The organism is Caldimonas mangrovi (assembly GCF_023721835.1).
Taxonomy (GTDB): Bacteria; Pseudomonadota; Gammaproteobacteria; order Burkholderiales; family Burkholderiaceae_C; genus Caldimonas; species Caldimonas mangrovi.
Window position 1 is genome coordinate 120,394 of record NZ_JAMKFE010000008.1, and the last position, 18,896, is coordinate 139,289.

The following is an 18,896-nucleotide window of genomic DNA, read 5'->3' on the forward strand; positions in this document are numbered from 1 at the left end:
GCGGTCAGGTCGTCGACGCCGGAGGGACAGTCGCGCCAGCGTAGTCGGCCGCCCGGATGCCGAGTCGGCCCAGCTTGTCGTAGAGCGTCTTCTTCGGCGTCAGCAGCAGTTCCGCCGCGCGTGCGACGTTGCCGTCGGCCTCGCGCAGCGCTTCCTTGATCATCGCGCGCTCGGCCGCTTCCACGCGGCAGGCGAGCGAACCTGCGGGCTCGTCCTTCGGGCCCAGCCCGTCGTCGACGCCGAGGCACACGCGCTCGGCCACGTTCTTCAGTTCGCGCACGTTGCCGGGCCAGTCGTATTGCTGCCAGCGACCCATGTCCTGCAGCGTCCACACGGGCGGCGGCACGCGGTAGCGCGTGGCGGCCTCCTTGATGAAATGCGCCATCAGCAGCGGCACATCGCCGGGGCGCTTGCGCAGCGGCGGGATGTCGATCGAGACGACGTTGAGCCGGTAGTACAGGTCGGCGCGGAAGCGCCCCTGGTCGGACAGCGTCTTGAGGTCGGTCTTGGTCGCGGCGATCACGCGGCAGTCGACCGCGATGCTCTCGTTGCTGCCGAGCCGCTCGATCTCGCGCTCCTGCAGCACGCGCAGCAGCTTCAGCTGCATCGCCGGCGGCATCGACTCGATCTCGTCGAGGAACAGGGTGCCGCCGTCGGCGTGTTCGATCTTGCCGATGCGCCGCTTGACCGCCCCGGTGAAAGCGCCGGCTTCGTGGCCGAACAGCTCGCTCTCGACCACGCTTTCTGGCAGCGCGGCGCAGTTCAGCGCGACGAAGGGCCCGCGCCGCCCGCTCGCGGCATGGATCGCGCGGGCGAGCACTTCCTTGCCGGCACCCGTCTCGCCCTGCACGAGCAGGTCGACCGCCGTTGGCGCCAGCGCAGCGACGAGCTTGCGCACCTGTTGCATCGCGGGCGACTGGCCGAGCAGCGCGTGCAGGCCGTGCTCGGGCAGCCGTTCGCGCAGTTCCCGGTTCTCCAGCACCAGTTGCCGACGGTCGACCGCGCGCCGCACGACCTCGACCAAGCGATCGGATGCGAACGGCTTCTCGATGAAGTCGTAGGCCCCGTGACGCATCGCATCGACCGCCATCGACACGTCGCCGTGCCCGGTGACCAGGATCACCGGCAGGTCGCGGTCGCGCTGTTGCACCTCGCGCAGCAGTTGCAAGCCGTCGCGCCGCGGCAGCTTCACATCGGTGACGACCGCACAGGGCGACTCGTAGCCGAGCGCCTCCAGGGCCGACTCGGCATCGGGGTAGGCGGTCACCGCGATATCCGCCAGCGACAGAGCCTGCTCGCAGCCGCGCCGCACGATGGGGTCGTCTTCGATGAGGAACACCAGGGGTTTCATGCGCGATCGTCCTTGGGGAGGGGGGCGGCGTCGAGCGTCACGGTGAACTCGGCGCCGCCGCCGTCCGGGTTGCGGCCTTCGAGCCTGCCGCCCAGGCCCTGCACGATGGCGTGCGACAGCGCGAGACCCAGGCCCAGGCCCTGGCCCACCGGTTTGGTGGTGTAGAAGGGCTCGAACAGATGCGGCAGCACTTGCGCAGACAATCCCGGGCCCGAGTCGCGTATGCGAATGGCGATGCGATCGCCTTGCGCCTGTGCACGGATCGACAGCCGGCGATCGTCGAGCGTCGCGACTTCGTCGAGCCCGTTGCGGATCAGGTTCACCAGCACCTGCACGAGGCGCGTCGCGTCGGCCCGCACGCGCAACGGCGGTTGCGGCGGCTCGACGTCGATCGTCGCATCGGCTTCGCTGCGGCGCGGCTCGACGATCAGCAACGCCTGGTCGACCGCGTCGGCGACGTTCACCGGCTCCAGGTGGGCCGGCCCCTTGCGTGCAAAGCTCTTCAGCTGCCTGACGATGCGGCCCATGCGGGCGGCCAACTGGCTGATGAGCGCGAGGTTCTCGCGCGTTTCATCGACGCGCTGCTGCGCGAGCAGCTGGATCGCGTTGTCCGACAGCGTGTGCAGCGCCGCGAGCGGCTGGTTCAGTTCATGGCTCATGCCGGCTGACATCTGCCCCAGCACGGCGAGCTTGCCCGCCTGTACGGCGCTGTCGCGCGTCTGGCGCAGGATGGCCTCGGTGCGTTCGAGTTCGGCGACCTTCTGTTCGAGCGACAGGTTGGCAGTCGTCAGGGCGGCGGTGCGTTCGGCGATGCGGTGTTCGAGCTGCTGGTGCACATCGCGCAGCCGTGCTTCGGCGGCCACGCGCTCCTCGTGACGTTGCCGGTTCAGGCGCAGATGCATCGCAATGCCGAACAGCACCGCCGCGGCGAGGGCGGCTGCCGAGCCGGAAACCAGTGCCGCCCGGTGTGCATCGCCCTGGTCGACCAGCAGCATCATGCGCCACCCGAGCTGGCCCACCGGTTGGGTGACGATCGAGAAATTGCGTTCGGCGCCTTCGTGCAGCAACCGGGCCTCGCTGCCGCCGGCGCCGAGCGCGAGGCCTTCGCGCAACGGCGGCAGCGGCAGCCCGCCGTACTGTCTTGCCTGCTCGATGCGCGCACGGGTGGCGTGCGACAGCGGCGCGAGCACCCGGTACTTCCAGTGCGGCACGGCGGAGAGAAACACCACGCCATCACGGTCCGACAACAGCAAGGGCTCGCCGCTTTGCTCCATGGCGTCTTCGAAGGGGTCGAGGTTGAGCTTGACCGCGGCCACGCCGAGCCGGCCCGCCGGCGTGCGCAGCCGCGACGTCAGAAAATAGCCGGGCTCGCCGGTCGTGACGCCTACGCCGTAGAAGCGTCCGAACTTGCCGACGACCGCCTGCTGGAAGTAGGGCCGGAAGCGGTAGTTCTGGCCGACGAAGCTGATGGCCTGGTCCCAATTGCTGGCGGCCACCGTCAGGCCCTCGGCATTCATCAGGTAAGCGGCGCTGACCTTGGCCGCAGCCGCCACGTCCTGCAGGTAACGGTTGGCCGTATCGCGCGCGGCAGGGGCGCGCTCATCGAGCAGCAGGCCCAACCGCGGTTCGAGCGCGAGCAGCGCGGGCAGCGCCTCGTTGCGATCGAGCAGGGCTTGCAGGCTCAGGGCATAGGACTCGAGCCGCCTGGTGGCGGCTCGCCGCTGCTCGTCGAGTTGCGACGAGAACACGGCCTGATGCACCAGCAAGCCCAGCAGCAGGCAGGCGAGCGCCGCCGCGACCCCCCATTTCAGGGGCTCCAGCGGCCGTTTCGGCGCGGCGCGGTCCAGGATGCGGCCGACGGCCGTGGTGATGCCGTGCACCTGCGGTCTGCTCCTCGTGGTCTGGCGCGCGACGTGCGCGGCTTGTCAGCGGCAGTGTCGGCAAAACCCGCCGCGGGCGCGTACGTGATACCCGCAACGGAGCCAGGCGCTGCGATGCGGGTTGTCGGACGCCGCAGCGGCCCAATCGGCAGATCCGCATCGCCGCGGCGAGCAGTCCGGACGGTCTTCCCTCTGTCGGCGCGGTGTCCATGCCCGCCGCGTTGCGTGGCACGGATGCTGCAAAAGCCGGAAGCCGCTGATCGTCGCTCCTTGGCAGGGCTTGGGGTCGGCACGAAAGCGGCGGGTGCCGGCGGCATGGCGTTGCCGGTACCCTCTATCCACTCGAGACCCAGGAGACATCATGAATCGCCACTTCTTCCTGCGCACCGCGTGCGCTGCCGTCCTTGCCGCCACCGCGAGTCCGTGGGCGATGGCCGACGGCTACCCGGCCAAGCCGGTGCGCGTGATCGTTCCGTTTGCGCCGGGAGGCACCACCGACATCATCGCGCGCGTGGTCGCCGACCAGGTGCAGCCGGCCTTCGGTCAATTGATGATCGTCGAGAACAAGGCCGGTGCCGGCGGCATGATCGGTGCGTCCGAGATCGCGAAAGCCACGCCCGATGGCTACACGGTCGGCATCGCGACGGTGTCCACCACGGCGTCGGTGCCGGCGATCAACCCGAAGGTGCCGTACGACCCGCTGAACGACTTCACTTCCATCATCAACATCGCGGCCACGCCGAACGTGCTGGCGGTGCACCCGTCATTTCCCGCGAAAGAGTTCAAGGCCTTCCTCGCCAGCGTGAAGGCCAACCCCACCAAATATTCGTACGCGAGTTCAGGCACCGGCGGCATCGGCCACATGCAGATGGAGCTGTTCAAGTCGCTGACCGGCGCGCAGATCACGCACATCCCGTACAAGGGTGCGGGCCCGGCGCTGAACGATGCCGTCGCCGGCCAGGTGCCGGTGATCTTCGACAACCTGCCGTCGGCGCTGCCGTTCATCAAGGACGGCCGGCTCGTCGCGCTGGCGGTGGCTGCCAACGAGCGCGTCGCCGCGCTGCCTGACGTGCCGACCTTCAAGGAGCTGGGCCTGGCGCCGGTCAACCGGATGGCCTACTACGGCATCCACGGCCCCAAAGGGCTGCCCAAGGACGTGGTGGCGAAGATCTCGGCTGCGGTCAAGAAGACACTCGAAAAGCCTGAGGTGCGCAAGCGCATCGAGGAGACCGGTTCGGTGATCGTCGCCAACACCCCCGAGCAGTTCGCCGCCCAGACCAAGGCAGAGTTCGAGGTCTACAAGCAGGTGGTGCAGCAGCAGAAGCTGTCGCTGGACTGAGCGCACCGGGAAGAGGGGCTGCTGCGCGCCGTCACCTCCCCCGGGGCGGGCGGCGGCGTGCGGCGCGGCTGCGCCGGTAGAGGTCCATCACCGCGGTGGCGCTGGAGCCGTGCAGCAGTACCGAAAGCACGATGCTGACCAGCACCGCATGCACCACGAGCGGAATGTCGTCGCCGTGGGCGCCATGCGAGACGGCGAACGCCAGGTAGTAGACCGAGCCGACGCCGCGGATGCCGAACCAGGCGGCCAGCGCGCGCTCGGTGTTCGTCCAGCGGAAGAAGTGGGTCGTGAGCCAGATCGCGAGCGGCCGCGCCACCAGGATCAGCGTCAGGCCGAGTGCGACGTGCATGGCGCTGAAGGCCCAGTTGCTGAGCAAGCCGCCCACCATCAGCATCACGGTCAGCTCGACCAGCTTCTCCAGGTCGAGCGTGAAATCGAGCACCTCCTTGGCCATGTACGCGCAGGTATCGCGCGGGTCGGCCTGCGGCACTTCGCAGCCGTCCGGGCCGACGCGACCGGCACGGTCGACATGCTCGACATGCCGCATCGCGAGGCCGGCGGCGAACACCGCCAGGAAACCATAGGCGTGGATGGACAGCGCCAGCCCGTAGCTCACGGCGATGAGCCCGAGGGTCAGGAAGCTTTCCATGCCGACCGCCTGCTGGCGTTCGCGGCGCAGGTAGACCACGGCGCGGCTGAAACCGCAGCCTATGGCCCAGCCGAGCAGCAGACCGGCCGTGGTGGCCCACAGCACGTCGACGCCCCACCAGCGCAGCGCGTGCGGCCCGAGGTCGTGCACGCCGAGCAGACCGAGCGCGAGCATGACGAACGGGAAGGCGGTGCCATCGTTGAGTCCGCCTTCGCCGGTCAGGCTGAAGCGCAGGCGGTCGCGGTCGTGGATGTTCTTGACCTGCACGTCGGAGGCGAGCACCGGGTCGGTCGGCGCCAGCACGGCGGCCAGCAGCAGCGCGGCCCCAAGCGACAGGCCGAACGCCAGGCCCGCGAGCGTCATCACCCCGATCGTCAGTGCCATCGCCACCGTGGCCAGCAGCACCGGCGCACGCCACAGCGGGTCGGACAGCCGCACTCGCAGTCGCAACCCCACCGCGAACAGCGACACCAGCACCGCCACTTCGGACAAATGCTCGATCAGCTTCGCGTCGCGCATCAGATCCAGCTGCAACAGGCCGTAGACGTCGTTGCCCAGCAGGTAGCCGGCCAGCAGGTACAGCGCCGAGGCGCTGACCGGCAGCCGCTTCAGCAGCGTATCGGTCAGGCCCATCAGGATCAGCAGCAGGCCGATGAGGAGGCACCAGGTCGTGAACATGCGGGCTGGCGTGGCGAAGGCGTCGCGAAGACGGGGTCAGTGTTGTCCTGGCAAGAATCGAGCGCAAGCCTGTCCTATAGTCCGCGTTTCGCATCAGTGACGCCGAAGGACCGCATCGATGGGCGAGGCCAAACGCAAGAACGTACAACTGAAGCAGGTGCAGGCTGACCTGCAGCGCCGGCTCGATGCCGGCGAATTCGGCAACCCCTGCTCATGCTATTGCATCGTGCTCGACAAGTCGGCGCGCGGCCGCGAGACGCTGCAGGCGCTGCGAGGGCTCACCGGCCGTCTCGTCGGCCTGGGCGAGTTGCTCGACGCCGAGCCGATGCAACTGTGGGAGGCGTCGCCGCTGTTTCGCTTCGTCGCGCTGGCCGGCGGCGACGGCAAGCCGCATGAGCGCAGCTTCGTCGCCGCCGATCTTGACCGGCTGCTGGCCGACGCACTGCCGCGGGCGCTGCGCCGAGCCGCAAGGCACGCCGGGCCGGCGGGTACGGTGATCGGTGTCGATACGGATGCCGAAGCCGCGGTGAAGGCGGCGCTCACAGCTGCTCGTTGAACAGATAGAACAAGCGCTCACGGGCGCGTCGCCACGGGCCGCGCCGGCGCCAGCTTGCAAGGTCGAGCTCGACGCAGTCACGCGCATCCCGCTCGAAGAGTGCCTCGAACTGCGCTGCGAGGTCCCGGCTCCACAGGCCCACAGTGATCTCGTCGTTGATCTCGAAGGAGCGGTCGTCAAAGTTGCTCGAGCCGATCGCGCACCACTGCCCGTCGATGACCATCAGCTTCTGGTGCAGCAGCGTGCGCGGGTATTCGAGCAGTCGCACACCGTGCGCGAGCAGCGTCTCGAAATGCCGGTGCGCTGCCTGCTGCACGAAGGGCATGTCCGAGGCGCCCTCGGACGGCATCATGACCCGCACGTCGACGCCGCGCGCGGCGGCCTTGCCCAGCGCCTTGATCGCTTCCGGGTCGGGCAGAAAGTAGGGGTTCTGGATCAGGATGCGCTCATGCGCAATGCACATCACCAGGTGGTGCAGGATCTTGACCGCCGGGGCAGCATTCTCGGGCTTCACGCGTGCGACGTGCAGGGCCACGTCGCCGCGTGGCTCCAGCCGCGGGAAGACGTCTTCGCCGACGAACAGTTCGCCGGTTTCGTCGACCCAGTTCTCGCTGAAAGCCGACTGCAGCGCGTGCACGCCGGGCCCCTCGATCCGCAGCGACACGTCGCGGAAGTGGTGGCGGTCTTCGGCGTCGCCGAGCCAGTCGTCGACGATGCAGTGCCCGCCGATGAAGGCGATGCGGCCGTCGAGCACCACCAGCTTGCGGTGGTCGCGGCGGTTCATCACACCGATGTTGCGCAGTTGCCGGTCGTGGTAGACGGCCAGGCGGCAACCGGCCTCGTGCAGGCGCTTGCGGGTCGAGCGGCGCATCAGCTTGCCGCCGTTGCCGTCGATCATCAGCCGCACCTGCACGCCTGAGCGGGCCCGCTCGCACAGCGCCTGCACGATGCGCTCGCTGAGCAGGCCGTCCTTCCACAGGTAGGTCTCGAAGTGCACCGTGTGCCGAGCCGAGACGATGTGCTCGATAAGCACATCGAAGAAGCGGCCGTTCTCCAGCACCTCGACGCGATTGCCCTCGATGACGCAGCCGTGCGAAAGACCGGCGATGGAGGGCAGCAGCGCCGGCAGCGGGTCGTCGCACTCGATGCCCAGCTTCGGGTCGCTGTGGCGCTTGTGCGACCACACCACCAGCACCATGACGACCAGCGCCACGCCGCCGAGCGCGACCAGCGCGAGCGGCAGCTCGACGGTGTCGGAGATGAGGGCCTCGAACATGGAAGCATCCATGCTATCGGCCGCGCGGTGCGCACCTTGTAATCGCGGTTTACATCCGGTCGGGCCACCGCATGCGACGCAAAGCGCATGTGCACCCTCGAAAAACTTCGTTCCCGCCGGCCGCGACGCGGCGTAGCTTGTAGGCATCCGGGCTGTCGGCCCGCTCACACTTCGCTACAGGAGCTCGCATGAGCATCACCGCCATCAACGTGCGCAACCAGTTTCGCGGCAGGGTGAAAGAGATTATCGAGGGCCCAGTCGTCTCGGAGGTCGACGTCGAGACGCCGCAGGGCCTCGTGGTCACCTCCGTCATCACGACCCGCTCCGTGAAGGAACTCGGTCTGGTGGTGGGCAAGGAAGTGGTGACGCTGGTGAAGTCGACCGAAGTGTCGATCGCCGCGCTGTAGGAGCCGACCATGGGATACCGAGGCGATCCGGTGCGCGTGCTCATCGTTCCCGGCCTCCACGGCAGTGGCCCGGGCCACTGGCAGACCTGGCTGCAGAGGCGCTGGCGCGGCAGCGCGAGGGTGGAGCAGCACGACTGGGCCGTGGCCGACCTGGAGCGGTGGGCCGACCGCATCGGCGAGACGCTGGCATGCCACCGGGGCGGCTGCTGGGTCGCCGTCGCGCACAGCTTCGGCTGCCTCGCGCTGGCGCGGTACCTCGCGCGCGAGGGGGCGGCCGTGGCCCCCGTGGAGGCGGCGTTGCCGGTGGCGCCGGCCGACCCGCGCAAGTTCGAGGTGGCGCGGCTCCTGCCGCACAGCCGGCTGCCCGTGCGGAGCTACCTGGTGGGCAGCGAGACCGACCCGTGGATGACCGAGGCCCACGCCGGTTCGTTGGCGCGCCGGTGGGGCAGCCGCTACATCAACCTGGGGGACGCCGGCCACATCAACGTCGATGCGGGCTACGGCCCCTGGCCGCAAGCCCACGCCCTGGTGCGCCTGCTGGTGCAACAGGTCGAGCGCGGGCGCCGGCTGCAGCGCGCTGACCCGCTCGAGCTGTCGTTCGCGGTGTGAGGCGGCGGCCGCTTGCTCGTTTTTCGCATATGGATCCGCGCAAGCATTCGTTCCCGGCGCAGGACCGGCTTCCTAGCATCACCTCATCCGTTCGACATCACCGATCAAGGGAGCCACCATGACCCCGCGCCGATTTTTTCGTCACCTGGCGGCCGCGCTGGCGCTTGCCGTCGCCGTGCCGGCCGTCCTCGCGAAGGACGTGAGCCTGCTCAACGTGTCGTACGACCCGACGCGAGAGCTGTACCAGGACTTCAACAAGGCCTTCGCCGCCCATTGGAAGCAGAAGACCGGTGACAACGTCACCATCCGGCAGTCGCACGGCGGCTCCGGCAAGCAGGCACGTTCGGTGATCGACGGGCTGGACGCTGACGTCGTCACGCTGGCACTGGCCTACGACATCGACGAACTGGCGGACAAGGCCCGGCTGATCCCGGCCAACTGGCAGCAGCGCCTGTCCCACAACAGCTCGCCATACACGTCCACCATCGTGTTCCTGGTGCGCAAGGGCAACCCGAAGGGCATCAAGGACTGGGACGACATCGTCAAGCCCGGCGTGCAGGTCGTCACGCCCAACCCCAAAACCTCCGGCGGTGCGCGCTGGAACTACCTGGCGGCATGGGGCTACGCCGCCCGGAAGTACGGCTCCGACGCCCGGGCGCGAGAGTTCGTGACGCAGCTCTTCAGGAGCGTGCCGGTGCTCGACTCCGGCGCCCGCGGGGCCACCACCACCTTCACCGAACGCGGCATCGGTGACGTGCTGCTGTCATGGGAGAACGAGGCCTTCCTGGCCGTCAAGGAGCTGGGGCCGGACAAGTTCGACATCGTCGTGCCGTCGGTCAGCATTCTGGCCGAGCCGCCGGTGGCCGTGGTGGACAAGGTGGTCGACCGCAAGGGCACGCGCGAGGTGGCCACCGCCTACCTGCAGTACCTGTACACGCCGCAAGGGCAAGACATCGTCGGAAGACACTATTACCGTCCGATCGACCCGAAGATCGCCGCGAAGTATGCGCAGCAGTTCCCCAAGATCGAGCTGTTCTCCGTCGACAGCGCCTTCGGCGGCTGGGCCAGCGCGCAGAAGACGCACTTTGCCGACGGCGGCGTGTTCGACCAGATCTTCGCCCGCGGCAAGTGAGCGGCAATGGTCCTGTCCCGCACGCTCCTGCGGCGCCACAGCGTGCTGCCCGGCTTCGATCTCGCGCTCGGCTTCACACTGCTGTACATCGGCCTGATCGTGCTGATTCCGCTGTCGGCCGCCTTCCTCAAGACCTTCACTCTGACATGGCCGCAGTTCTGGGCCGCCGTCAGTTCTCCCCGCGTGATGGCGTCCTACCGGCTGACGTTCGGCGCCTCGTTCGCGGCGGCCGTTGTCAACGCGGTGTTCGGGCTGTTGGTGGCCTGGGTGCTGGTGCGCTACTCGTTTCCGGGCCGCCGTCTCGTCGATGCGCTGGTCGACCTGCCGTTCGCGCTGCCCACTGCCGTGGCCGGCATCGCGCTGACGGCCCTCTATGCCGAGAACGGCTGGATCGGGCAATGGCTCGCGGCAGCCGGCGCCAAGGTGTCGTTCACCCCGCTGGGGGTGTTCGTTGCGCTCACCTTCATCGGGCTGCCGTTCGTCGTCCGCACGGTGCAGCCGGTGCTGGAGGACCTGCAGCAGGAGCTGGAGGAGGCCGCGGCCACGCTGGGGGCCACACGCTGGCAGACGTTTCGCCGCGTGATCCTGCCCGTGCTGACACCGGCGCTGCTGACCGGCTTCGCATTGGCCTTCGCCCGTGCGCTGGGCGAGTACGGCTCGGTGATCTTCATCGCCGGCAACATGCCGATGGTGTCCGAGATCACACCGCTGCTGATCATCACCAAGCTGGAACAGTACGACTACGGCGGTGCCACGGCGATAGCCGTCGTGATGCTGATCGCGTCGTTCGGGATGCTGCTGTTCATCAACCTGTTGCAGGCCTGGGCGCGCCGACGCCAGGGGGCGTGACATGAGTACCGCTGCCCTGCCTTTGAACGTGCGCTCGGATGCCGAGCGCACCCTGCCCGCTGCCCGCGGCGCCACGCAGGAAGCTGCCTGGGTGCGGTGGGTGCTGATCGCCACCGCGCTGGCGTTCCTGACGCTGTTCCTGTTCGTGCCGCTGGCGTCGGTGTGCTTCGAGGCCTTCAAGAAAGGCGTCGGCGTCTATCTGGCGGCCATCGCCGACGAGGACGCGAAGTCGGCCATCCGCCTGACGCTGCTGGCCGCGGCTGTCGCCGTGCCGCTGAACCTCGTGTTCGGCGTGGCCGCAGCGTGGTCGATCGCGAAGTTCGACTTCCGCGGCAAGAACGTGCTGCTGACGCTGATCGACCTGCCGTTCTCGGTGAGCCCAGTGATCGCCGGCCTGATGTACGTGCTGGTGTTCGGTCTGCAGGGCTGGCTCGGCGAGTGGCTGCGCGACCACGACCTGAAGGTGATCTTCGCGGTGCCCGGCATCGTGCTCGCGACCGTGTTCGTGACCTTCCCTTTCGTCGCGCGCGAGCTGATCCCGCTGATGCAGGCCCAGGGGCAGGAGCAGGAGGAAGCCGCGCACGTGCTCGGCGCCTCGGGCTGGCAGATCTTCTACCGCGTGACGCTGCCCAACGTGAAGTGGGCGCTGCTGTACGGCGTGATCCTGTGCAACGCCCGCGCGATGGGCGAGTTCGGTGCGGTGTCGGTGGTCTCGGGCCACATCCGCGGACAGACCAACACGATGCCGCTGCACATCGAGATCCTCTATAACGAGTACCAGTTCGCCGCGGCGTTCGCGGTGGCCTCGCTATTGGCCGGGCTGGCACTCGTCACCCTGGTGTTGAAATTTCTCGTCGAGCAGCGCGTCAAGCGCGAGAAGCAGCTCGCGGGAGAACTCTCATGAGCATCGAAGTCCGCAACCTCCACAAGCGTTTCGGCCGCACGGTGGTCTGCGACCACCTGAACCTCGACATCCCTTCGGGCGAACTGGTCGCGTTGCTCGGCCCCTCAGGCTCGGGCAAGACCTCGCTGCTGCGCATCATCGCCGGCCTGGAGCTGCCCGACAGCGGCAGCGTACTGTTCCACGGCGAGGACGCGACGTTCTCCGACGTGCGCGAGCGCCGGGTCGGTTTCGTGTTCCAGCACTACGCGCTGTTTGCGCACATGAGCATCTTCGAGAACGTCGCCTTCGGCCTGCGCGTGCGGCCCAGGGCGCAGCGGCCCTCCGAGCGCGACATCCGCGCCAAGGTGACCGAGTTGCTGAAGCTCGTGCAGCTCGACTGGATCGCCGATCGCTACCCGCACCAGTTGTCCGGCGGGCAGCGGCAGCGCATCGCGCTGGCCCGTGCACTGGCGGTCGAGCCGCAGGTGCTGCTGCTCGATGAGCCGTTCGGCGCGCTGGATGCCAAGGTGCGCAAGGAGCTGCGCCGATGGCTGCGCCGCCTGCATGACGAGATGCATGTCACGAGCGTGTTCGTCACGCATGACCAGGACGAGGCCATGGAGGTGGCCGACCGCGTCGTCGTGATGAACCAGGGCCGTATCGAACAGCAGGGCATGCCCGACGAGGTGTACGACCGCCCGGCCTCGCCCTTCGTGCTGCAGTTCCTCGGCGACGTGAACCTGTTCCATGACCGGCTGGGCCAGGGCCCGGACGAGGTGAGCTATGCGCGCCCGCACGAGCTGGAGATCGTGGCCCAGGCCGAGGAAGGCAGCCTGCCGGTGACGCTGTCGCAGACGCTCACCGTCGGTCCCCACACGCGCATCGAGTTCCGCCGGCAGGACGACGGCAGCTACCTCGACGTGGAGCTGCCGCGCGCCGAGTTCAGCGTTTTGCGCGAGCGGCTGCAGCTGCGGCCCGGCGCTCAGGTCCACCTCAAGGCGCGGCGCCTGACCCGCTTCGGCCCGCCGGCCTGATCACAGGCGCTCGATCAGGCCACGCGCGGCGGCCGGGTTGCGCTCCTTCGCGCTGCTGATGAAGTAGATGAAGACGTCGCGCGACTTCTTCTTCACCGGTGCATCGGACGCCACGCGGGGCAGGTCGTCCGGCTGACTGCCGGCGGCCCAGGCGCGCGCCCGCTCGGCCCAGGCGTCCAGCTCGGCACCGGGATAACCCGATTCGACCTCGGCGCGCGAGCGCATCAGCCGCGCGTAGACGAAGTCGGCCGTCAGGTCCGCCAGGTTCGGGTACTTGTCGGAGTCGGTGAAGACGGTGGCCACGCCATGCTCGCGGGCCAGCGCCACATATTCCTCGCACACGAAGCTGTCGTGCCGCACTTCCAGCACGTGCCGCAAGGCCCGGCCGTCGCCTTCGTCCGGCAGAGCGGTGAGAAACGCGCCGAGGTCTGCCGCATCGAAGCGGGTGGTGGGCGGCAACTGCCACACCAGCGCGCCGAGCTTGGCCTGCAGGTGCAGCGCGCCCTCGATGAAGCGCAGCGCCGAGTCGGCCGCCTCGGCCAGGTGCTTGCGGTGCGTCACGTAGCGCGGCGCCTTGGCCGAGAAGACGAAATCGTCGGGCGTTTCGTCATGCCACTTGCGATACGTGTCCGGCGCCGGCGCGCGGTAGAAGGTGCTGTTGATCTCGATCGCGCTGAGCTGGCGGCTGGCGTGGTGCAGCTCGAGCCGCTGCGGCAGGCCTTGCGGATAGAAGGTCTCGCGCCACGGCTCGTAGTTCCAGCCGCCGATGCCGCAGCGGATCGTGCCTGTCTTCTTCGCCATCGGTCGTCTCCCGGAAGTGGCAGACGACTCTAAGCGAAAGTCCGCTGCCCGTCAGATCTCGAAGCTCGTGCCCGGCTCGGCCGCCAGGGCCTTGTCGATCACCGCGCGCGTCAGCGGTGGCGCGAAGGACTCGATGAACGAGTAGACGTAGGCGCGCAGGAAGGTGCCGCGCCGGATCGCCAGCCGCGTCATGTTGACGGCGAAGAGATGGCGGGCGTCGATCGCGCGCAGGGTGCGATCGCGCTCCTCGTCGTAGGCGATAGAGGCGACGATGCCCAGCCCCAGGCCGAGTTCGACGTAGGTCTTGATCACGTCCGCATCCATCGCGGTCAGCACGATGTCGGGCTTGCGGCCGATGCGCGCGAAGGCGTCGTCGATGTGCGAGCGGCCGGTGTAGCCCTCGTCGTAGGTGATGATGGGGTGCTCGGTCAGGCGTTCGAGCGTCAGTGCGCCGGCATCCAGCAGGGCGTGGCCGGGCGGCACCAGCACCGAGTGCGTCCAGCGGTAGCAGGGCAGGGCGACGAGGTCGTCGTAGCGCGACAGCGCTTCGGTGGCGATGCCGATGTCGGCCTCGCCCGACAGCAGCATCTCCGCCACCTGCCGGGGCGTGCCCTGGTGCAGGTTGAGCGTCACCTGCGGGAAGCTGCGACGGAACTCGCTCACGGCCGGCGGCAGAGCATAGCGAGCCTGCGAGTGAGTGGTGGCGATCGAAATCTTGCCGCGCGACTGTTGCGCGTAGTCCTCGCCGGCGCGCTTGAGGTTGTCGGCATCCAGCAGCATGCGCTCGATGATCGGCAGCACCTGTTCGCCGGGGGGGGTGAGCCGGGTCAGCCGCTTGCCGGCGCGCACGAAAAGCTCGATGCCGAGCTCCTCTTCCAGCTCGCGGATCTGCCGGCTCACACCTGGCTGCGAAGTGTGCAGCGCATTCGCGACTTCGGTCAGGTTGAAGCCGCGCCGCGCCGTTTCCCGCACCGAGCGCAACTGCTGGAAATTCACGCCTTCAGCTCGTCGACTTGTTCGGCTGCGGCGTCAGGCGCAGGTAGGGCGTGACGGCCTTGTAGCCCTGCGGGAATTTCTGCTTGATCAGTTCCGGGTCCTGCAGCGACGGCACGATCACCACGTCGTCGCCCTGCTTCCAGTTGCCCGGCGTGGCCACGCTGTGGTGGTCGGTCAGCTGCAACGAGTCGATCACGCGCAGGATCTCGTCGAAGTTGCGGCCGGTGCTGGCCGGGTAGGTGATGATCAGGCGGACCTTTTTCTGCGGGTCGATCACGAACAGCGAACGCACGGTGAGCGTCGCGTTGGCGTTCGGGTGGATCATGTCGTAGAGCGTCGAGACCTTGCGGTCTGCGTCCGCCAGGATCGGGAAGTTGACGGTGCAGCCCTGCGTGCTGTTGATGTCGCCGATCCACTTCTGGTGAGAATCGACCGGGTCGACCGACAGCGCGATCGCCTTGACATTGCGCTTGGCGAACTCGTCCTTCAGCTTGGCCGTCAGGCCGAGTTCGGTGGTGCACACCGGCGTGAAATCGGCGGGATGCGAGAACAGGACGCCCCAGCTGTTGCCGAGCCATTCATGGAAGCGGATGAGGCCTTCGGAGGACTGCTGCTCGAAATCGGGCGCGGTATCGCCCAGACGCAAACTGGCCATAAAAGCTCCTTTCTAGGGTGCGGAAAGCGAAAAAAGCATGATGAACGCCGTTTTCCATGAGAACAACGACTGAAAAGTAGTTTCCTAGCTCGAAAAATTCATAAGCACCGTCTTCGGGTCTACCCTAGCAGCCACTCGCAGGTGAATTTGTATGATGACCTGGTGACTAGGCAACACCTTCCTGCTGAACTGCTGCTGGCGCCCGATCGCTTGTCTGACCGGCTGGCCGAATTGCTGCGCCACCGCATCGATAGCGGCGAACTGCGCCCGCTGGACCGCCTGCCGACAGAACAGGAGCTCGCCGAGCGCCACGGGGTTTCCCGGACTGTGGTGCGCGAGGCAGTCAGCCGCCTGAAATCCATGGGCCTGTTGGTGTCGCGCCAGGGGTCCGGGGTTTTCGTGGCGCCGAGTTCTGCGGCCCGCCCGCTGGCCTTCGATCCCGCGGTGCTGCATTCGCTGGAGGCGGTGGTACAGGTGGTGGAGGTGCGTCGTGCGCTGGAAGGCGAAGTGGCGGCCCTGGCCGCGAGCCGCGCGAGTGCCGAAGACGTGCAGCGCATCGAGCAGGCGCTGGCCGCGATCGACGAGGCCGTGGCTGCCGGCCGCGACGGCGTGGCAGAGGACCTGCGCTTCCACCGCGCGGTCGCCGAGGCCACCGGCAACCCGCAGTTCCGCCACCTGCTCGGCTTTCTGGAGCAGTACCAGCGCGACGCGATGAAGGTCACGCGTGCGAACGAAGCCACCAGCCGCGTGCTGATGGAGCAGGTTCGCGAGGAGCACCACGACATCGCCCGGGCGATCGCGCAGCGCGATGTCGCAAGGGCGCGAGAGGCGGCGACCTTGCATATGGTCAATGCGGCCCGGCGCATCGAGGAGGCTGACGCTTCCGTGCGCGCCGCGCTGCGCGACGCGCTCGAACAACCTGCCCAAGGACAAGCGTGATGAACGGGAACAGGACTCTCGGTGTGGTCGGGCTGGGCTCGATGGGACTCGGTGCGGCGCTGTCGGCCCTGAGCCGTGGCGTGCCGACCTGGGGCTGCGATCCCCGTGTCGAGGTGCGTGGGCGTTTTGAAGCCGCCGGCGGCCACGTGGCGGCCACGCCGGCCGGACTGGCTCCGCATTGCGACGTGGTGCTGATCCTAGTGGTCAACGCCGCACAGACCGAAGAGGTGTTGTTCGGCGTGCAGGGCCTGGCGGGCCAGTTGAAGCGCGGCGCGGTGGTGGTGGCGTCGGCCACGGTGGACCCGGCCTTGCCGCCGCAGTGGGAGGCAAGGCTGGCCGAGCACGGCGTGCACTTCATCGACGGGCCGGTCTCCGGCGGCGCGAAGAAGGCCGCCGAAGGACAGATGACGGTGATGGCCTCGGGTGCTGCGGCCGCCTTCGAGGCCGCCGGCGAACTGCTCGAGGCGTTTGCCGGCAAGGTCTACCGGCTCGGGAACCGTGCCGGCATCGGTTCCACCGTGAAGATGGTCAATCAGCATCTGGCCGGCGTGCACATCGCCGCGGCCTGCGAGGCGATGGCGCTGGGCATGCGCGCGGGCGCCGACCCGCATCAGCTCTACGAGGTCATCTGCCACTCGGCCGGCATGAGCTGGATGTTCCAGAACCGGGTGCCGCACATCCTGGCAGGCGACTACACGCCGCTGTCGGCCGTCAACATCTTCGTGAAGGATCTCGGCATCGTGCTCGACGCTGCACGCAAACTGGCGTTTCCGCTGCCCCTGGCGGCAGCCGCGCACCAGCTCTACCTGGCCACTGCTGCGCAGGGGCACGGCGGTGAGGACGACGCGGCCGTGATCAAGTTCTATGCGGCGCTGTCAGGGCTGGATCTGCCCGCAGCGCAGGAGCCCTCGGCGTGAGCGCGGACACCCGCCGACGCATCACGCTCGGCGTGATTGCCGACGACTTCACCGGCGCGACTGACGTCGCGAGCATGCTCGTGCGCGGCGGCATGAAAACAGTGCAGGTGGTCGGTGTGCCGCAAGGCGGTGCGCCCGAGGCGGATGCCGTGGTGGTCGCGCTGAAGTCGCGCACCGCACCGGCCGTCGAGGCGGTGCGCGATGCGCTTGCCGCACTGCACTGGTTGCAGGATGCCGGCGCGCGGCAGTTCTATTTCAAGGTCTGCTCCACCTTCGATTCCACGGCAAAGGGAAACATCGGCCCGGTGACCGAAGCCTTGCAGCAGGCCCTGGACAGTGACTTCAGCATCGCCTGCCCGGCATTTCCGGAGAACGGGCGCACCGTGTTCCGCGGGCATCTGTTCGTCGGCGACGAGCTGCTGTCGGAGTCGAGCATGCGGCACCACCCGCTGACGCCGATGACCGACGCCAACCTGGTGCGCGTGTTGCAGGCGCAATCGCGCGGCAAGGTCGGGCTGGTGCGGCACGAGGTGGTGGTGCGCGGCGCCGCGGCGCTGCGGGCCGCTTTCGAACAATTGCGGGCCGCCCAGGTGCGGCTGGCCGTGGTCGACGCGATCGACAACGACCACCTGCGCCATATCGCGCAAGCCTGCGACGGCCTGCTGCTCCTCACGGCCGGCTCCGGCGTGGCGCTCGGCCTGCCGGCGGTCTACCAGGCACATGGCTGGCTTCAACCGGACGCCAAGGCGGCCGAGCTTGCCGAAGTGGGCGGGGCTGCCGCGGTGTTGTCGGGCTCGTGCTCGGCGGCGACCAACGCCCAGGTATCGCATTGGCTCGATGCCGGCCGCCCCGCATGGCGCATCGATGCTCGCGACCTGGCAGCCGGTGCTCCGGCCGCCGAGCAGGGGTTGGCGTGGGCCCGCGAAAGACTCGCGCAAGGACCGGTCCTGATCTACGCGACCGCGCAGCCGCACGAGGTGCGCGACATCCAGTCCGAACTCGGTGCCGAGCTTGCCGGGCACCTGGTGGAGCAGTGCCTCGCACACATCGCACAGGGCCTGGTCGATGCAGGCGTGCGCCGGCTGGTGGTCGCGGGCGGCGAGACCTCGGGCGCGGTGGTGCAGGCGCTCGGCGTGAACCAGCTGCGTATCGGCGCACCGATCGACCCGGGCGTGCCGTGGACGCAGGCCGAAGGCCGGCCGCTGCAGCTGGCACTCAAGTCGGGCAATTTCGGCGCGGTGGATTTTTTCGTCAAGGCCTTGGAGTTGTCGCGCTGATGGAACTCGCCACGCTGCGCTCGGAGATCTGCCGTGTCGGCCGCTCGCTGTTCGAGCGCGGTTATGTGCATGCGACGGCAGGCAACATCAGCGCCCGCGTCGACGAGGCGGACGGCGGCGGTTGCCTCATCACGCCCACCGAAGCGTGTCTCGGTTTTCTCGAACCCGGACGGCTCGCGTGGTTCGATCGACGGGGTGAACAGCGCGGCGGCGACCGCGCGAGCAAGACGCTGGAACTGCACCGCGCGATCTACGAAGTGCAGCCTGACGCGCGCTGCATCATCCACACGCATTCCACGCACCTCGTGGCGCTGACGCTGCTGGGCGCCTGGAGCGAACACGACATCCTGCCGCCGATCACGCCCTACTACGTGATGAAGGTCGGCCACGTGCCGCTGGTGCCCTACCACCGGCCGGGCGACCCGGCCGCCGTGCAGGCCGTGATGCAGCGCTTGCGCGAGGCGCAGGCGCGTGGCGGGCCGCTGCGTGGCGTGATGCTCGACCGCCTCGGCCCCAACGTGTGGCACGAGAGCCCGGCCGCCGCGATGGCGGTGCTCGAGGAACTGGAAGAAACCGCCCGGCTGTGGCTGCTGACCCGGCGGCACCCGGCGCCGCTGCCCGAAGCACAGATCGAAGAATTGCGCCGCCACTTCGGCGCGCGCTGGTAG

The 18,896-nt window shown here is 68.4% G+C and carries 19 protein-coding genes; 12 read left to right on the forward strand and 7 right to left on the reverse strand.

Translation table 11 applies throughout. The annotated features are described in order from the left end of the window. Positions 1-4: 4 nt before the first annotated feature. Together M8A51_RS14680 and M8A51_RS14685 are read right to left on the reverse strand one after the other, a co-directional pair. The gene (locus M8A51_RS14680; protein WP_251779213.1) at positions 5-1,351 is read right to left on the reverse strand and encodes a sigma-54-dependent transcriptional regulator; all 1,347 of its coding nucleotides are present in this window, start codon (positions 1,349-1,351) and stop codon (positions 5-7) included. Further along, a complete protein-coding gene (locus M8A51_RS14685; protein WP_251779214.1) occupies positions 1,348-3,231 on the reverse strand; it encodes an ATP-binding protein in 1,884 nt (627 codons plus the stop codon). Before M8A51_RS14685 ends, M8A51_RS14680 begins: the two co-directional genes overlap by 4 nt. A gap of 361 nt (positions 3,232-3,592) precedes the next feature. Here M8A51_RS14685 and M8A51_RS14690 point away from each other — a divergent pair, with 361 nt between their 5' ends. Next, positions 3,593-4,570 carry a tripartite tricarboxylate transporter substrate binding protein BugE gene (locus tag M8A51_RS14690; RefSeq protein WP_251779215.1) on the forward strand — a complete coding sequence of 326 codons (978 nt, stop codon included), beginning with the start codon at positions 3,593-3,595 and terminating at the stop codon, positions 4,568-4,570. A 31-nt stretch (positions 4,571-4,601) separates the two neighbouring features. Here the strand turns inward: M8A51_RS14690 and M8A51_RS14695 are convergent, their stop codons facing one another. Then, a complete protein-coding gene (locus tag M8A51_RS14695) occupies positions 4,602-5,897 on the reverse strand; it encodes a cation:proton antiporter (RefSeq protein WP_251779216.1) in 1,296 nt (431 codons plus the stop codon). A 118-nt stretch (positions 5,898-6,015) separates the two neighbouring features. Between M8A51_RS14695 and M8A51_RS14700 the strand changes: the two genes are divergently transcribed. Continuing rightward, positions 6,016-6,453, forward strand: a complete 438-nt coding sequence (locus tag M8A51_RS14700; RefSeq protein WP_251779217.1) for a hypothetical protein — start codon at positions 6,016-6,018, stop codon at positions 6,451-6,453. Here the strand turns inward: M8A51_RS14700 and M8A51_RS14705 are convergent. Further along, positions 6,437-7,729, reverse strand: a complete 1,293-nt coding sequence (locus M8A51_RS14705) for a phospholipase D-like domain-containing protein (protein ID WP_251779218.1) — start codon at positions 7,727-7,729, stop codon at positions 6,437-6,439. The genes M8A51_RS14700 and M8A51_RS14705 overlap by 17 nt on opposite strands. Positions 7,730-7,917: 188 nt before the next feature. On the opposite strand from M8A51_RS14705, the gene M8A51_RS14710 reads away from it, so the two are divergent. The 6 genes from M8A51_RS14710 to M8A51_RS14735 all read left to right on the forward strand — a co-directional run bounded on the left by M8A51_RS14710 (position 7,918) and on the right by M8A51_RS14735 (position 12,643). Next, a complete protein-coding gene (locus tag M8A51_RS14710) occupies positions 7,918-8,136 on the forward strand; it encodes a TOBE domain-containing protein (RefSeq protein WP_251779219.1) in 219 nt (72 codons plus the stop codon). Positions 8,137-8,145: 9 nt separating this feature from the next. Further along, complete coding sequence (locus M8A51_RS14715; protein WP_251779220.1) at positions 8,146-8,745, forward strand: RBBP9/YdeN family alpha/beta hydrolase; 600 nt, start codon at positions 8,146-8,148, stop codon at positions 8,743-8,745. Between the two features lie 118 nt (positions 8,746-8,863). Beyond that, complete coding sequence (locus M8A51_RS14720; RefSeq protein ID WP_251779221.1) at positions 8,864-9,877, forward strand: sulfate ABC transporter substrate-binding protein; 1,014 nt, start codon at positions 8,864-8,866, stop codon at positions 9,875-9,877. Between the two features lie 6 nt (positions 9,878-9,883). Further along, a complete protein-coding gene (gene cysT, locus M8A51_RS14725; RefSeq protein ID WP_251779222.1) occupies positions 9,884-10,726 on the forward strand; it encodes a sulfate ABC transporter permease subunit CysT in 843 nt (280 codons plus the stop codon). Between the two features lies 1 nt (position 10,727). Then, positions 10,728-11,630, forward strand: a complete 903-nt coding sequence (gene cysW / locus M8A51_RS14730) for a sulfate ABC transporter permease subunit CysW (protein ID WP_251779223.1) — start codon at positions 10,728-10,730, stop codon at positions 11,628-11,630. Further along, positions 11,627-12,643 (forward strand): sulfate/molybdate ABC transporter ATP-binding protein, encoded by a 1,017-nt coding sequence (locus M8A51_RS14735; RefSeq protein WP_251779224.1) that lies wholly within the window; start codon positions 11,627-11,629, stop codon positions 12,641-12,643. The genes cysW and M8A51_RS14735 overlap by 4 nt, the downstream gene beginning before the upstream one ends. Here M8A51_RS14735 and M8A51_RS14740 read toward each other — a convergent pair whose 3' ends face one another. Genes M8A51_RS14740 through M8A51_RS14750 form a run of 3 tightly spaced genes read right to left on the reverse strand, consistent with a single transcriptional unit; the run spans position 12,644 to position 15,095 of the window. Further along, entirely contained in the window at positions 12,644-13,444 is an 801-nt protein-coding gene (locus M8A51_RS14740) for a DUF72 domain-containing protein (RefSeq protein WP_251779225.1), read from the reverse strand. A gap of 51 nt (positions 13,445-13,495) precedes the next feature. Further along, positions 13,496-14,440, reverse strand: a complete 945-nt coding sequence (locus M8A51_RS14745; protein WP_251779226.1) for a CysB family HTH-type transcriptional regulator — start codon at positions 14,438-14,440, stop codon at positions 13,496-13,498. Positions 14,441-14,444: 4 nt separating this feature from the next. After that, complete coding sequence (locus M8A51_RS14750) at positions 14,445-15,095, reverse strand: peroxiredoxin (protein WP_251779227.1); 651 nt, start codon at positions 15,093-15,095, stop codon at positions 14,445-14,447. A gap of 162 nt (positions 15,096-15,257) precedes the next feature. Between M8A51_RS14750 and M8A51_RS14755 the strand changes: the two genes are divergently transcribed. From M8A51_RS14755 to M8A51_RS14770, 4 genes are read left to right on the forward strand one after another with little or no spacing between them, the layout of a single operon-like run. Continuing rightward, positions 15,258-16,034, forward strand: a complete 777-nt coding sequence (locus M8A51_RS14755) for a FadR/GntR family transcriptional regulator (RefSeq protein ID WP_251779228.1) — start codon at positions 15,258-15,260, stop codon at positions 16,032-16,034. After that, positions 16,034-16,951 carry an L-threonate dehydrogenase gene (ltnD, locus tag M8A51_RS14760; RefSeq protein ID WP_251779229.1) on the forward strand — a complete coding sequence of 306 codons (918 nt, stop codon included), beginning with the start codon at positions 16,034-16,036 and terminating at the stop codon, positions 16,949-16,951. Before M8A51_RS14755 ends, ltnD begins: the two co-directional genes overlap by 1 nt. Continuing rightward, a complete protein-coding gene (otnK, locus tag M8A51_RS14765; RefSeq protein WP_251779230.1) occupies positions 16,948-18,228 on the forward strand; it encodes a 3-oxo-tetronate kinase in 1,281 nt (426 codons plus the stop codon). Before ltnD ends, otnK begins: the two co-directional genes overlap by 4 nt. Continuing rightward, a complete protein-coding gene (locus M8A51_RS14770; RefSeq protein ID WP_251779231.1) occupies positions 18,228-18,896 on the forward strand; it encodes a class II aldolase/adducin family protein in 669 nt (222 codons plus the stop codon). Before otnK ends, M8A51_RS14770 begins: the two co-directional genes overlap by 1 nt.